At 56.6% G+C, this 14,975-nt stretch carries 13 protein-coding genes; 6 read left to right on the top strand and 7 right to left on the bottom strand.

Features of this window, described 5'->3' with window-relative positions; translation table 11 throughout:
• Positions 1-78: 78 nt before the first annotated feature.
• The gene (locus tag B1C80_RS08570) at positions 79-669 is read left to right on the top strand and encodes a diheme cytochrome c-553 (RefSeq protein WP_077920662.1); all 591 of its coding nucleotides are present in this window, start codon (positions 79-81) and stop codon (positions 667-669) included.
• A gap of 77 nt (positions 670-746) precedes the next feature.
• Here B1C80_RS08570 and glmS read toward each other — a convergent pair whose 3' ends face one another.
• From glmS to B1C80_RS08555, 3 genes are all read right to left on the bottom strand, one after another.
• Complete coding sequence (glmS, locus tag B1C80_RS08565; protein ID WP_077920661.1) at positions 747-2,585, bottom strand: glutamine--fructose-6-phosphate transaminase (isomerizing); 1,839 nt, start codon at positions 2,583-2,585, stop codon at positions 747-749.
• Between the two features lie 140 nt (positions 2,586-2,725).
• Positions 2,726-4,165 carry a DUF4270 family protein gene (locus B1C80_RS08560; protein ID WP_161492740.1) on the bottom strand — a complete coding sequence of 480 codons (1,440 nt, stop codon included), beginning with the start codon at positions 4,163-4,165 and terminating at the stop codon, positions 2,726-2,728.
• Positions 4,119-4,925, bottom strand: a complete 807-nt coding sequence (locus B1C80_RS08555) for a glycogen/starch synthase (RefSeq protein ID WP_077920659.1) — start codon at positions 4,923-4,925, stop codon at positions 4,119-4,121. Before B1C80_RS08555 ends, B1C80_RS08560 begins: the two co-directional genes overlap by 47 nt.
• 182 nt (positions 4,926-5,107) lie before the next feature.
• Here B1C80_RS08555 and panC point away from each other — a divergent pair, with 182 nt between their 5' ends.
• A complete protein-coding gene (gene panC / locus B1C80_RS08550) occupies positions 5,108-5,947 on the top strand; it encodes a pantoate--beta-alanine ligase (protein WP_077920658.1) in 840 nt (279 codons plus the stop codon).
• 77 nt (positions 5,948-6,024) lie between these two features.
• On the opposite strand, the gene B1C80_RS08545 is transcribed toward panC, so the two are convergent.
• Positions 6,025-6,726 (bottom strand): M15 family metallopeptidase, encoded by a 702-nt coding sequence (locus B1C80_RS08545; RefSeq protein WP_369822684.1) that lies wholly within the window; start codon positions 6,724-6,726, stop codon positions 6,025-6,027.
• Between the two features lie 121 nt (positions 6,727-6,847).
• Here B1C80_RS08545 and B1C80_RS08540 point away from each other — a divergent pair, with 121 nt between their 5' ends.
• Together B1C80_RS08540 and B1C80_RS08535 are read left to right on the top strand one after the other, a co-directional pair.
• On the top strand, positions 6,848-8,083 hold the full coding sequence (locus B1C80_RS08540) for a nucleoside recognition domain-containing protein (protein ID WP_077920657.1): 1,236 nt from the start codon (positions 6,848-6,850) through the stop codon (positions 8,081-8,083).
• Between the two features lie 112 nt (positions 8,084-8,195).
• Positions 8,196-8,378 carry a hypothetical protein gene (locus B1C80_RS08535; RefSeq protein ID WP_077920656.1) on the top strand — a complete coding sequence of 61 codons (183 nt, stop codon included), beginning with the start codon at positions 8,196-8,198 and terminating at the stop codon, positions 8,376-8,378.
• Here the strand turns inward: B1C80_RS08535 and B1C80_RS08530 are convergent.
• Both B1C80_RS08530 and B1C80_RS08525 read right to left on the bottom strand, forming a co-directional pair.
• On the bottom strand, positions 8,353-9,012 hold the full coding sequence (locus B1C80_RS08530) for a DUF1345 domain-containing protein (RefSeq protein WP_077920655.1): 660 nt from the start codon (positions 9,010-9,012) through the stop codon (positions 8,353-8,355). The two genes, B1C80_RS08535 and B1C80_RS08530, sit on opposite strands and share 26 nt — an antisense overlap.
• Before the next feature lie 70 nt (positions 9,013-9,082).
• Positions 9,083-9,922 (bottom strand): DUF2911 domain-containing protein, encoded by an 840-nt coding sequence (locus B1C80_RS08525; protein ID WP_077920654.1) that lies wholly within the window; start codon positions 9,920-9,922, stop codon positions 9,083-9,085.
• A gap of 493 nt (positions 9,923-10,415) precedes the next feature.
• Between B1C80_RS08525 and B1C80_RS08520 the strand changes: the two genes are divergently transcribed.
• Positions 10,416-13,865, top strand: a complete 3,450-nt coding sequence (locus tag B1C80_RS08520; protein WP_077920653.1) for a pyruvate carboxylase — start codon at positions 10,416-10,418, stop codon at positions 13,863-13,865.
• A gap of 22 nt (positions 13,866-13,887) precedes the next feature.
• Positions 13,888-14,286, top strand: a complete 399-nt coding sequence (locus tag B1C80_RS08515; RefSeq protein WP_236648690.1) for a DUF4870 domain-containing protein — start codon at positions 13,888-13,890, stop codon at positions 14,284-14,286.
• A gap of 41 nt (positions 14,287-14,327) precedes the next feature.
• Here the strand turns inward: B1C80_RS08515 and B1C80_RS08510 are convergent, their stop codons facing one another.
• Positions 14,328-14,951 carry a CPBP family intramembrane metalloprotease gene (locus B1C80_RS08510; protein ID WP_077920651.1) on the bottom strand — a complete coding sequence of 208 codons (624 nt, stop codon included), beginning with the start codon at positions 14,949-14,951 and terminating at the stop codon, positions 14,328-14,330.
• Positions 14,952-14,975 lie beyond the last annotated feature (24 nt).

The following is a 14,975-nucleotide window of genomic DNA, read 5'->3' as shown; positions in this document are numbered from 1 at the left end:
CAGCGGTGTTAAGCCATTCGTAACAGCCGACCAACGACTTTACCCGTCAATCATAACCCGTTTAACCAATAAGTACCCATGAAAAAACAATACCTGGCTCTCGCTACCTTAACCCTGTTTCTGGCCACCGCTGCCCTGGTCTCCTTCACCAGCAAGCCTGCCCCGCCGAAGCGGGTCGTCAACAACCCGCCCTATACCAAAGCGCAGATCGAGAAAGGCAATTATCTGGTAAAGATTATGGGCTGCGCCGACTGCCACGCGCCCAAAACAATGACCCCGCAGGGTCCCGTTCCTGACCCGATGCTGGGTTTATCCGGCCACCCGGCTAAAATACCGGTGGGCAAAGTAGCCAAAGATGCGCTGACCGACTGGGTTTTGTTTCACCCCATGAATACCATTGCGGTAGGCCCCTGGGGCGTATCGTTTGCCGCCAACCTGACCCCCGACAATACCGGCATAGGCACCTGGACAGAGGAGCAGTTTATCATTGCGCTGACCGAGGGCAAAAGTAAAGGCATCCGCACGGCCCGGCCGCTGTTGCCACCCATGCCATGGCCCAACTACACTGACATGAAAAAGGAAGACCTGGTAGCCATCTTTGCGTACCTGAAAAGCTGCAAGCCCATCGAAAACGCGGTTCCACAACCCATCAGTCCCGACAAGTTATGAATTGAATCATAAACCAGTCCATACCAAAAAACGCGGTCAGACTCAGCCTGACCGCGTTTTTGTTGGTACCGTTTGTCTTACTCGACCGTTACGGACTTGGCCAGGTTGCGGGGCTGGTCAACGTTGCGGCCCCGCATCACGGCAATGTCGTAGGCCAGCAGTTGCAGCGGCACTACCGATACCAGCGGCATCAGCACGTCGTGTACGTTCGGAATCTCGATGGTGAAATCGACCATGCCCGGCAGCTCGGTATCGCCCTCGGTCGTGATGGCAATGACACGGCCTTTGCGAGCCTTCACTTCCTGAATGTTCGACACCACTTTCTCGTACGAGCTGTCTTTAGTAGCGATAACCACCACCGGCATATCTTCATCGATGAGCGCAATGGGGCCGTGTTTCATCTCGGCAGCCGGATAGCCTTCAGCGTGGATGTAGCTGATCTCTTTCAGTTTCAGCGCCCCTTCCAGCGCCACGGGGAAGTTCATGCCCCGGCCCAGGTAGATGAAGTTACGGGCATAGGTGAAGATATAGGCAATCTCCTTGATCTTGTCGGCCGACTGCAGCACCTTCTCGACTTTGGCCGGGATACTTTCCAGCTCGACCAGCAACTGCCGGAACAGCGAATCCGAGATAGTGCCTTTCCGCTGGGCAGCCGCCAGGGCCATCAGCGTCAGTACCGTAACCTGGGCGGTAAAGGCTTTCGTACTGGCCACCCCGATTTCAGGACCCGCGTGGGTATAGGCGCCCGCGTGGGTAGCCCGCGCAATCGACGAACCGACCACATTGCAGACGCCGAATATGGTAGCTCCTTTCGACTTGGCCAGTTCAATGGCCGCGAGGGTATCGGCCGTTTCGCCCGACTGCGAGATGGCAATAACAATATCGCCTTCTTTGATGATGGGGTTTCGGTACCGGAACTCCGATGCGTACTCGACCTCGACCGGTATGCGGGCCAGCTCTTCAAAAATATACTCGGCTACCAGCCCGGCATGCCACGACGTACCGCAGCCGATGATGACAATCCGCTTCGATTTGGCCAGTTTGTCCATATAGTCGCGCAGGCCACCGAGTTGCAGCATGGCCGCGTCGGCGTTGACCCGGCCGCGCATGGAGTCGGCAATGGAGCGGGGCTGCTCAAATATCTCTTTGAGCATGAAGTGGTCGTAGCCTCCTTTTTCGATGGCTTCCAGCTCCAGCTCGATGGTATGCACGTAGGGCGTTGTAGTCGTATTGTCGAGCGTGACGACCCGCAGTTCGCCATTCCGGATGACCGCAATTTCGTAGTCGTTGAGGTAAATCACCTCCTTGGTGTACTCTACGATGGGCGTCGCATCCGAGGCCAGGAAGAACTCGTTATCGCCCACACCAATGACGAGGGGTGAGCCTTTGCGGGCCGCAATGAGCTGGGTCGGTTCGCTTTCGCTCATGACCACGATGGCGTAGGCGCCCACGACTTCCTGCAACGCGAGCCGTACGGCTTCTTCAAGCGTACCGCCGTTATTTTCCCAGATATCCTCGATGAACTGACCCAGCACTTCGGTATCGGTCTCGCTCTGAAACGTATGTCCTTTCTTGAGCAACGCCTGTTTGATAGCCGCGTAGTTCTCGATGATCCCGTTGTGAATAATAGCCAGTTTGCGATGGAACGAGTAGTGCGGGTGCGCGTTTACGTCGTTCGGTTCGCCGTGGGTAGCCCAGCGGGTGTGGCCCATGCCCACGGTAGCGTGCAGCGCGCGCCCGGCCAGTTCCTGCTCCAGGGCGGCCACCTTTCCTTTTTTCTTATATACCTGAAGATCCGTACCGTTCAGTAGTGCTACACCGGCGCTGTCATAGCCCCGGTATTCGAGCCGTTTCAGCCCTTTCAGTACCAGCGGACACGCTTCCCGGTGCCCAACATATGCTACAATACCGCACATAAGTCGATTCTTGATAAAATGTTAACAGGGTTACAAACATAAACCAGATCGGCCAGAGTCCGGTCCTGGGTATAAAGCAAATACAAAAAGCCGGATTATCCGGCTTTTTGGAAAAAGTCAATCCGACGGTCCGGCGGTTCCTAGTTTGAGGTGGTATAGAAAACCACCAGCTTCACACTGGATTTGCCGTCAAGCGCGGCTCGCCAGACCCGGTCGGTCAGGAAAGCCTGGGTGGCATCGCTAACGCCCCCGTTTGCATTCTGCGGAAAGAGCGTGCCGCCCGGCGCTACCAGCGCCAGCCCCGTATTGGGCGTTATGCCGATTACGATCGACTGCAGGTAGCCCGTCATATCGAAGGTATAATCCCGGGTGCGTTCACGCAGTTCTACCTGTTGCGGCCGCGCAAAGCTGATGGCCGTCCGGTCGGTCGGGCCCGTTGCAGGGACGATGAACGGGAAGCCGCCAAACCGGCTCGTTCCCGAACCCGTTACATCTGTCCGGCGCAGCACGTTTTTCTCATCGAGCTCGGCCAGCGACATCAGGTAGGGCGCGTAGATATTGTCATTCGTCGATCGGGTTGGCGTAATGATCAGATCGGCCCGGTTGATGGCCACCCGCGCCTGCTGTACAAAACGGGTCAGCGTCGGGAACGTGAGCCGGGTGGTTACGCCCGTACCCGGCTGAACGAAGGTACGCTCGTTGGTGGCCGAGGCTGGCAGTACCTGCCCCCGCTGCAGGTTGGCCAGCGCCGTACCGGAACGATCGGCCGTGATCTGGTTGAATCGCTTCCCGGCCAGCGAGAAAATCTGGAACCGCACCCGTCTTTCGCCTTCAACGTGGTAATAGACAACCACCGCCGAACCGGTCGAGAAGCCGATCACAGCCGCCTGATTGGAGGAGGCCGTTGTCAGCATCAGCCCGCGCCGGACCTGCGCCCGGAACAAGGCCGGATTGGTTGTTTTACCCGCTTCCGTATTGGCCAGCGCCATCAGCTCCCGCCCAAATGCGTCGGGCACGGTCAGCTTGAACGATAACGAATCCGTTGTGTTCGGACGCGGCCGGATGGTTTGCCGAATCAGCGGCTGGGCTTCGGCCGGCACATTACTGCTGATATCGTAGTTGATCGTTGTGTTCAGACTGTCGGTAAGCCGGTAAATCTGGAGTTCCTGCGTCTGGGTAGTATCGCCGTAATACAGCTGATCGTAGTCCAGAAACAGGCGCGTCGAATCATAAACGATACGGCTGGCGGGCGTTACGTTGGTCGTGGCCGAGTCGGTCACCACAAAATTAGACCCCAGCGACAGCTGCACGAACGACCGGGTCTGCACCCGGCCAAAGATGGGATCGGTATACCGACCGACCAGCATGGTACTCTGGTCATTGCTCCGGACCGAGTCGAACCGAATGGTTTCGCGCGTAACGGTCAGCGTATCGGTATAGGAAACAGTAACGGGCGTGGTAGGGGTTAGCCCGATTTCTTTAGGTTCTTCACAGGCCAGAACGCCCGCTACAGCACCGGCCAGTAGAGTTAGTCTACCCAGCCAGCTGCGTGTACAGGTTGTAATAACGTTCGGCAACATCTTCATCGTCGGCAGCATCAAATTTATGTTCGGGTAAATCAGTTAAAATGGCGTTGAGACTTTCGCTCGACTCTTCTTCGGCGCGAACCACAGCGTCTGCATAGGTTGAGCCAATTCGAATGAAGCCGGGGAAGTCCGCCGTTTTCAATTCTGCCAGCATTTCGTCGTCGATGTCCATCATCCGGGCCTTTTCGATGATGTCGCCTTCAAAGCGATGCTCAAAGGCGTTGTTGTAAACCGTAAAAACCGACTTGGTGTCTTTAAACATGGGGTCGTTTTTATAGGTTGTCTTGAGGTACAGCGGAATCAGGGCGGTCATCCAGTCGTTGCAGTGTACGATATCGGGCGCCCAGCCTAACTTTTTGACGGTTTCGAGCACGCCTTTGCAGAAGAAGATAGCCCGCTCATCGTTGTCTTCGTAAAAGCGATTCTCTTTGTCATGAAAAACGTACTTCCGCTGGAAATAGTCTTCGTTATCAATAAAATAGACCTGTAGCTTGGCCGTCGGGATCGAAGCCACCTTGATAATCAATGGTTTCTCTTCGTCACCCACGGCAATATTGATACCCGACAACCGTACTACCTCGTGCAAGCGGTTTTTGCGTTCGTTGATCAGTCCAAAGCGCGGCACCAGGATTCGAATTTCCATGCCCCGCTCCTGCATAGCCTGCGGCAGTTTACGGACGAAATCGGCAACATCGGACGTTTTCAGAAAGGGATTAATCTCGCTGGCAACGTAAAGAATACGTAATTTGCTCATAAGAACGGGAAGCGGGTGTTGTCTGAGAGAACCAAAAAACTTGCAAAATTATACAATTTTTTCCCGTATTTCAATAAGATTTGTGCAAAAAAAGAAGGATCGCACAGCCCGATAATAAGCCCCACCGGCTTGTTTCTGCCCGGTTTCCTACGCCCGGCTCTGCGTCCAAGCTCGTCTACTTTATGCTCCTCATTCACTCAATTGCTTCGCTTCGTCAACAGCTTTCTTCCCGTCAACCTACTCATTCTGTTGGGCTTGTACCTACCATGGGCGCTCTTCACGATGGCCACCTAACCCTGATTCAGCAGGCCAAAGAGGAGAACGATCTGGTTGTCTGTAGTATATTCGTTAACCCGGTGCAGTTTAATAACCCCGACGATCTGGCCCGGTACCCGCGCACGCTCGAGGAGGACTGTCGGCTGCTCGAAACGGCGGGCTGCGACGTAGTTTTTGCGCCTTCGGTCGACGAGATGTATCCCGAGCCCCCCCTTCTCAAACTGAACTTCGGCGAGCTGGAAACGGTCATGGAAGGCGCCATGCGTCCGGGTCATTTCAACGGCGTAGGCATCGTAGTCGCTAAACTCTTCAACATCGTTCAGCCCACCCGGGCCTATTTCGGCCAGAAAGATCTGCAACAGGTGGCCGTCGTACGCCGACTCATCCGCGATCTGAGCTTCCCGGTCGAGCTGATCCGCTGCCCTACCGTCCGTGAAACCGACGGACTGGCCATGTCATCGCGTAACCGCAACCTGACACCGGCCGAACGGGAGCAGGCACCCGCCCTGCACGAAGCGCTGACGCTGGCTCACGATCTGCTGCGCGAGGGCCAGAGTACAACACAGGCGAAGGCGGCTGTAACCGGTTTTTTCACCAACCACCGCAGTTTCCGGCTGGAGTACGTCGAAGTAGCCAACGCCGATACGCTGCAACTGGCCAACGAAGTGCTGGCTCCCGGCCAGACGGCTATCTGCCTGGCCGCCCACCTCGGCAACGTCCGCCTGATCGATAATCTGGTATTTTAACCTATAAAAGCCATGCATCGACGGCGCGGGGCCGTAGCCTAGACAGGGAGCTGATTTGTTGTTTACCAGAAAACAGTTCAGTCGACAATCCGGAACATCATTTTGGCTTTTTCGCGGGACAGGGCGTTGAAATGCCACCACTCGAACTCGATGGAGCTGAAACCACCCGCCCGCATGGCCGTGCGGAGAATACGCCGGTTCTCTACCTGCTGTTTGGTCAGCTTACCGGCTTTGAGCAACCGCTCCTCTTCGGACGGGTACGCCAGTTCACCGAAGAAATCGTATTTAGTGCCCATATCGAGGGGTTTCCCCTCTTTCGTGGCCACGGTCAGGTCAACCGCGCAACCGTAGTTATGAATCGATCCTTTGCGCGGGTCAGCTACGTATTTCTGGCGTTCGCCTTCGGCTAGCTCAGGCAGGGCGTTCCAGAGATTCCATTGCGCCTTGCGCGGGCGGGCCGCATCGTAGACCAACAGGCGAAGGTCGGGGTGACGGGCCTGTAACGCCCGGCTGGCACTGGCTAGCTTTTGGGCTGCCATTGGCTGCATGTACGCCCGCGTCAGGTCGCCGTAGACATCTTTCCCGACAAAGTTATCGGTCGTCGAGTACTTCAGTTCGACCAGAATGGACGGGTCTACCGTCTGGATGTCGACAAGCCCTTGTTTTTTCATAGCCCCTTCGAGCGACTGGGCCGTAAGGGACGTTGTCAGTGACGCAAAAAGGGAAAACAGGAGCAGAAACGTGATAAAATGGGGATGCTTCGTGAGGTAGTCGTTCATGAAGATTGATTTGTGCCGGTCGATCGTGTAAACTTACAGGATTTATAACCAAAGCTGGCGCAGGGGCGTAGACGAAGTCGATCGTTCTTCTCTTCATTCGCTCGTTCACTCATCGAGACTGATGGCTCTAAATTACATCTGGGTTGCTTTTTTTCTGATTGCCTTTCTGGTGGCGCTGGCCAAGCTCATTTTTCTGGGCGACACCGAAATTTTCAAGATCATTGTTGAGGGCCTGTTCGACTCGTCGAAGGTAGCGGTCATGGACATTGCGTTGCCGCTGGCGGGCGTAATGACGTTTTTTCTGGGGCTGCTGAACGTAGGGGAGAAAGCCGGCGCCATCAATTTTCTGGCGCGGATCATCGGGCCGTTCTTCCATAAACTCTTTCCCGAAGTACCGAAAGATCACCCGGCCAACGGCCAGATGATCATGAACTTCTCGGCCAACATGCTCGGCCTCGACAATGCAGCCACGCCCTTCGGCCTGCGGGCCATGAGCAGTTTGCAGGAGCTGAACCCCAACAAAGACACAGCCTCGAACGCGCAGATCATGTTCCTGGTCCTGCACACCTCGGGGCTGACGATCATACCGCTCAGCATCATGGCGCAGCGGGCTATTCTGGGCGCCAAAGACCCGTCCGATATCTTTATTCCCTGCATCATCGGCACTTACGTCACCACCGTGGTAGCGCTGGTAGCCGTTGCGCTCAAACAGCGTATCAACCTGCTAAACACCACCGTACTCGGCTGGCTCGGGGGCATCACCGGCCTGATTGTGCTGGCCCTGTGGTGGCTGTCGGGCAAGCCGAAAGAAGAAATAGAAATCATCTCGAAAGTAACGGGCAACCTGATTCTGCTGACCATCGTCGTGTCGTTTCTGCTGGGGGCCATGCGCCGAAAAGTGCCGGTTTTTGAGACCTTCATCGAAGGCGCCAAAGGCGGGTTCGAAACCTCGGTGCGTATCATTCCGTATCTGGTTGGGATGCTGGTGGCCATCGGTGCGTTTCGAAATGCAGGCGCTATGGACTACCTCGTGGGCGGCATGAAATACCTGTTCGACCTAACGGGGCTGAATACCGACTTTACCGATGCGCTGCCCGTGGCGCTGATGAAACCGCTGAGCGGCTCGGGCGCACGGGCGCTGATGATCGATGCCATGAAGCAGTTTGGCCCCGACTCGTTCGTAGGGCGGCTGGTATGCATCTTTCAGGGGTCGGCCGACACGACGTTTTACATCGTAGCGCTCTACTTCGGCTCGGTAGGCATCCGAAACACGCGCTACGCCATTCCGTACGGTCTGTTTGCCGATCTGGTCGGGGTTATTGCCGGTATTGCGCTCGGCTATTTCTTTTTTCACTGACCCAAAACGGGCGCTGGTGTGTTATAAGAACAACCGGATATACGCAGCCGGGACAAAAATCACCTCTCTTTCCGTACGCGTCAGCTTAGTGGGCGCGTCACCAGATAAACGAATGAATATTACCCAAGTCCGCGAACACCTGCACCGGCTCATCGATGAAGTAGACGACATCTATGTTCTTAACGGCCTGTACCGCACCCTGGAGTCAGACAAACGGCATCGGGAAGAATACGAGCGCGAGCAGGCCGAGAAAGCCCGTAAGCAGCAAGCTAAAGCAGGGGGGCGAGGCCGCTGATGGTCAGCGCAATGATGGTAGTGTTGAACCCAAACGAGAGTACCCCATGGATGAGCGCTGTCCGGCGCATGGCCTTCGAGCCAATGGCCACGTCGGACACCTGGCTCGTCATCCCGATCACGAACGAGAAATACGCAAAGTCGAGGTAATCCGGTTCGGGTTCGTGCGGGAAATCAAGTCCCCCCGGCCGATGCGTTTGTCGGGGGTCGTTGCCGTAGTACAGGTGCGCGTATCGCATGATGAATACCGTATGCACCAGCGCCCAGGCACTGAAAACGGCCAGCACAGCCAGCGTACTATGCGTGGCCCGTTCGGCTGGCTTCATGCTGTCGAGCAGGGCCACAACGGCAAACAGGCTCGCCACAGCCGCCACGACCACAAACGCAAAAATGAATGTCCGGCTCGAATCCTGCAGGCGCGAGAGCCGGGGCAGATCGCGGGGGTGCGCCACCAGAATCGACGTCCACATCAGCCCTAGTACCGTACAGGCGTACCCGATCCAGATCAGGGTTAGCTTTACCGGCGTCTGATAGGTGGTCGGCATCACCACCAACGCCGTCAGCAACGCAACGCCCAGCGCCAGATAGAGCCGCTGGTGAGCATCGAAACGACTGACGCGCTTAGCAATAGACATCAGAAATGGGGTTAGTGTATCGCGTTCCGACGCGCCGGATGGTTTACTGTCCGGCGCGTCGGCAGGCTGCTTACTTACAGTCGGCCAGAATCCGCTCGTTATTTTTGATATACGCATCATCACCGGCTTTCTTAGCCAGTTCGAGCGATTGCTGGGCGTCAGCGCGGGCCTGTTTACAGTCGCCGGTTTTGGCCGCGATCTTAGCCCGCAGGTGGTAAGTCCAGTATTGTTTTTCTGACTCGACCACTTTATTGGCCCAGGTCAGGGCCTGCTTCATATCCCGATTGGTATCGTAATAGTAATTGGCAGCGGCCGATAACACCCCCGGTTTAACGTCGGCTTTGGCCGTCTGCTCCGCAATCTGGGCCATGATTTTAGTGTCGGGGTCGTTTTTGAGGGGCAAACGTGCCACCAGTTTCTCCCAGCGCAGCGTCAGGTTGGCTGATGTGGGGGTAAAGTCGGTAAACTCAAAGGTCAGTGCTTCGGCCGGGGCGTTTGTTTTCTCGGTTTTGACCGCGAACCGGGCTACGTCGTTCGCTTCTTTGTAGTCATACGCCCCCCAGCTATTCGCATCCTTGTTGACAATAAACGTAAAGTCAGCAGCGGTCGGGATGGCGTACAGCCCGTACCGACCGGCGGGAATAGCTTTGCCAGCCACCAGCATATCTTCTGACAGCACGATATTGGTGATCTTGTTGGCTCCGGTCCGCCACACTTTACCGTAGGGAACCTGGTCGCCGAACATGGTGCGGCCTTTGAGCGACGGGCGGGCATACTCGACGGTAACGGTACCCAGACCGACCTGCTGCGATACGGTGGCCGACGGGCTGGCGGCTGGTAATTGAATTTGTGCATAGGCCGTACCGGTCAGGCAGGCTACGGCAGCCATAGAGAGTAAACGAGCAAACATTGTCGTGAATACTAGTGGGTTATTTGTAGCGCAAGTTTACGGCTTAATGCCATGCCATCCAGCTGACTCTCCGAATTATCCGCCCCGAAGCCAATGGTACCTCCGGCTGCTACAGGCGTTGGTGGTTTGGTGATGTCCAATAGAGGTTGGTAGATTATCTGTTTGGCACCCCTGTCAGAGTCTTCGACCACTGACAGGGTGTAAGCGACCAGAACCCTGTCAGTGGTTGAAGACCCTGACAGTGGTTATAAAGGCACTTACTGACAGTGGTGCCAAACCAGTGACGACAACCCTATCTCCCCGAAGACCCTGACAGCGGTTTATAACGAATAATAAGTAAACCAACCCATACGAATACAGACGCTTGCAGGGGCCATTTACCACGAAAAACAATTCCTTTCTATGGCAACTTCTCCATTTCCCAAAATTTTCGATAATCTTGCCTTGTCGTTTCGACACCTGTACAACCTGAAGCCACGCTGGCCTGACTACCATGAAAGATTACATCCGCCCGATTAAACGCCTGCTCGTCGCCAACCGGGGCGAAATTGCCATCCGCATCATGCGGGCTGCTACCGAACTTGGCATCACCACCGTTGCTGTTTATACCTACGAAGACCGGTATTCACTCCACCGCTACAAAGCTGACGAAGCGTACCAGATTGGCCGCGACGAAGATCCGCTAAAGCCGTATCTCGACGTAGAAGGGATCATCCTGCTGGCCAAACGTCACCAGATTGACGCCATCCACCCCGGCTACGGATTTCTGTCCGAAAACGTGAAGCTGGCGCGCCGGTGTCGCGAAGAAGGCATCATCTTCATTGGCCCGTCGCCCGAAGCCATGGACGCCCTGGGCGATAAGGTACGGGCTAAAAACCTGGCCATGAGCGCCAATGTACCGCTCATCCCCGACTCGCGCGAAGAAAATATGTCGCCCGAGTTTGCCCTGCAGGAAGCCCAGCGCATCGGGTTTCCGGTCATGGTGAAAGCGGCTGCCGGCGGAGGGGGACGCGGGATGCGCGTTGTTCGGAACGTCGACGATTTCGAGAAAGCGTTTACCGAGGCTAAAAACGAAGCCCGCAACGCGTTCGGCGACGATACCATCTTCCTCGAAAAATTCATCGAAGATCCCAAGCACATTGAAGTACAGCTCCTGGGCGACCAGCACGGCAATATCGTTCACCTCTACGAACGCGACTGCTCGGTACAACGACGGTTTCAGAAGGTGGTCGAGGTAGCGCCGTCGTTCGGGCTGCGGCAGGAAACCAAGCAGAAACTGTACGACTACGCCCTGCAGCTGGGCCGGGCCGTGAACTACTCCAACGCCGGAACGGTCGAGTTCCTCGTCGACAAAAACGAGAATATTTATTTTATCGAGGTCAACCCCCGCATTCAGGTAGAACATACCATTACTGAAGAGGTGACCGGTATCGACATCGTTCGGACACAGATCCTGATTGCGATGGGGTATCAGCTCTCCGACAACGGCATCTACATCAACCACCAGGACGAGGTGCCCCTCAACGGATTCGCCATCCAGTGCCGCATCACGACCGAAGACCCCGCCAACGGGTTCAAACCCGACTTCGGCACCATCATCGCGTACCGGAACGCAGCCGGTTTCGGTATCCGGCTCGATGAAGGCAGCAGCTACGCGGGCATGAAAATCTCGCCGTATTTCGACTCGATGATCGTGAAGGTGTCGGCCCGGGGCCGTACGCTCAAGGGCGCTACCCAGCGTCTGACCCGCGCGCTGGTCGAGTTCCGGATTCGGGGGGTTAAAACCAACATCGGCTTCCTGCTGAACGTCATCAGTCACCCAATTTTTCAGCGGGGCGAAGCGCGGGTGTCGTTCATCGAAAATCACCCCGAACTGTTCCAGCTCCGCGAACCGCAGGATCGCTCTACGCGGGTACTCAACTACCTGGCCGACGTGATCGTAAACGGGAATCCGGAGGTGAAAAAGAAAGACGACAGCAAGGTATTCCGGACGCCGGTCGTGCCACCCTTCGATACCTTCGGGCCCTACCCATCGGGCAACCGCAACCGCCTGAAAGAGCTGGGCCGCGAGTCGTTCGTTCAGTGGGTCAACGACCAGAAACCGATCCTGTACACCGATACCACCTTCCGCGACGGTCACCAGTCGCTGCTGGCGACGCGGGTCCGGACGCAGGATCTGCAACGGGTGGCCGAAGGCTTTGCCAAAGCCCATCCGGAGTTGTTTTCGATGGAAGTTTGGGGCGGAGCTACCTTCGACGTGGCGATGCGTTTTCTGTACGAAAGCCCCTGGAAACGGCTGGCAGCCCTGCGCGAAGCCATGCCGAATATGCTGCTCCAGATGCTCTTCCGCGGTTCCAACGCCGTTGGCTACTCGGCCTACCCCGATAACCTGATCGAGAAATTTGTGGTACAGTCGTGGGAAACCGGCATCGACGTATTCCGGATTTTCGACTCGCTGAACTGGATCGACGCTATGAAGGTCAGCATCCGGGCCGTCCGCGAACGTACCGACGCGCTCTGCGAAGCCGCCATCTGCTACACGGGCGATATGCTCAGCCCCAGCCAGTCGAAATACACCCTGCAATATTACCTCGACCTGGCCCGTCAGCTCGAAGACGAGGGGGCTCACCTGCTGGCGATCAAAGACATGGCCGGGCTGCTGAAGCCGCTGGCAGCCGAGGTGCTGGTCCGCGAACTCAAACAGGCCGTCAGCATCCCGATCCACCTCCATACCCACGACACGCCGGGTATCCAGGCTGCTTCGTACCTGAAAGCCATCGACGCCGGTGTCGATATTGTCGACTGTGCGCTGGGCGCCCTGTCGGGCTTAACCTCGCAGCCTAACTTCAACTCGGTAGTAGCCATGATGCAGGGCCACGAACGCGAGTGTCCCATCGACCTGTCTTCGTTAAACGCATACTCCAACTATTGGGAAGACGTTCGGGAGTACTATTACCCCTTCGAAAGCGGCATGAAAGCCGGCAGTGCGGAGGTCTACGAAAACGAGATTCCGGGCGGGCAGTACTCCAACCTCAAACCGCAGGCGATGGCTACCGGCCTTGGCGACAAGTTCGAGACGCTGAAGAAAAACTACGTCGTGGCCAACCAGCTCTTCGGCGACATCGTGAAAGTAACTCCGTCCTCGAAGGTAGTCGGCGACATGGCCATTTTCATGACCGCCAACAACCTGACCGCCGACGACGTTCGGACCCGTGGCGAATCGCTGGCGTTTCCGGAGTCGGTAAAAGGATTCTTCAAGGGCGAGCTGGGCCAGCCGGTGGGTGGTTTCCCCGACGATGTGCAGCAGGCCGTCCTGAAAGGCGAAGAGCCGATAAAGGGCCGCCCGAACGAACACCTCAAGCCCATCGATTTCGACAAGGATTTCGCGGCTTTCCAGGAGAAATACCCGAACAACGACGGCTTTGTCGATTACCTCTCGTACCAGATGTACCCGAAGGTCTATGACGAATATTACAAAGCCAACGAGCAGTATGGCGACGTCAGCGTTATTCCGACGCCCGCCTTTTTCTACGGCCTGAAGCCCGGCGAAGAGATTCTGATTCAGATCGAAGAAGGCAAGAACATCCTGGTCCGGCTGCTGTTCCAGTCCGAACCGGACGCGTTCGGTATGCGCACGATCACGTTCGAGCTGAACGGCCAGACCCGCCAGGTGCAGGTCCGCGACCGGGCTTCGAAGGTAGAAAAGCAGATGAACGCCAAAGTAAGCAAAGACGGCGACGTAGGGGCTCCATTGCAGGGCCGGCTGACGCGTATTCTGGTGAAAGAAGGCGATGCGGTGAAGAAAAACCAGCCGCTGTTCGTTATCGAAGCCATGAAGATGGAAAGCATCGTGGCGGCTCCCAAAGAAGGGAAAGTAGCCAAGGTCGTGCTGACCGAAGGAATCGTGGTTGAACAGGACGACTGGGTTATTGCGCTGGACTAAGTAATCACCAAACCGTGTTTCTATGCAGAATCAACCACCCCCTCCCCCACTGGGCAGCTCTCCCGTTGGGCCACCGCCCATGAGCCAGTCCGACGAGCGCATGTGGGCCATGCTAACGCACCTGAGTTCGCTGACGGGGTTTTTCACGCTGGTCGGCAGCCTCGTTGGGCCGCTGATTGTCTGGCAGGTTCAGAAAGACAAGTCGGCGTTTATCGACTACCACGGCAAGGAAGCGGTTAACTTCAACATTACCATGGCCCTGGCCGCGGGCGTGGCGTTTCTGCTCTTCCTGATCCTGATTGGCTTCGTGCTCCTCTGGGTGGTTGGGGCCGTCTGGTTGATCTTTACGCTGATTGCGGCTATCAAAGCCAATAACGGCGAGTACTACCGGTATCCGCTCTCGATCCGGTTTATTAAATAAGGGCATCGTTCCGGTCTGGCCGCCCGGTCAGACCGGAATGATCAGAACCATGGCCGACGCACCTTGAACGACCGGCGCAGGCCACTGATGAGCAGGAAGGCCCCCAGCAGACCGAAGATTACGGCTAGGATCGTTACGTGGAAGATAGCAAACAGGATGGCCACCAGGATGACAATAACCGAAGCTTTCAGTTTCCAGCTGATGCGCTGCCACCAGTTCAGCTCTTCGCGCAGCGGCATGCCCAGCGCCTGCCGGATCTTGTTACCCAGCCGCATCTGCTTTTTCGGTTTGGGGCCCGGCCCCGGCTGCTGATCGGCGACCGGCGCGGGGTGGGTCAGCATCGATTCGACCCGACGCATGCGGTGGTCCAGGCGCGTCTGGGCCGAGTTGTCGATACGCGTTTGCCGACTGGCCAGGAGCGGGGCAGCCTGGATAGGTCCGGCCTGGATGGGTCCGGCCTGGATAGGTTCTGTTTGTGGCGGCTCAGTCATAGCGTCAGCTACCAGCGCCAGGGTATCTTCCGGCATGTCGGCAGCGGGTTCAGGAGTTGCCTGCGCCAGCCGGGCCGGGCTGTAAGGCGTACGCTGAAAATAAGCGACGGGACGGTGGCAGGACGTAGCGAACAGGCAAAGAGCAGCAGCACAAACAGAAAAAGCGTTTCTCATCAGGTATCTCGAACAATCAGCACG

The organism is Spirosoma sp. 209 (assembly GCF_002006735.1).
Taxonomy (GTDB): domain Bacteria; phylum Bacteroidota; class Bacteroidia; order Cytophagales; family Spirosomataceae; genus Spirosoma; species Spirosoma sordidisoli.
This window is presented reverse-complemented; position numbering and strand designations above follow the sequence as displayed.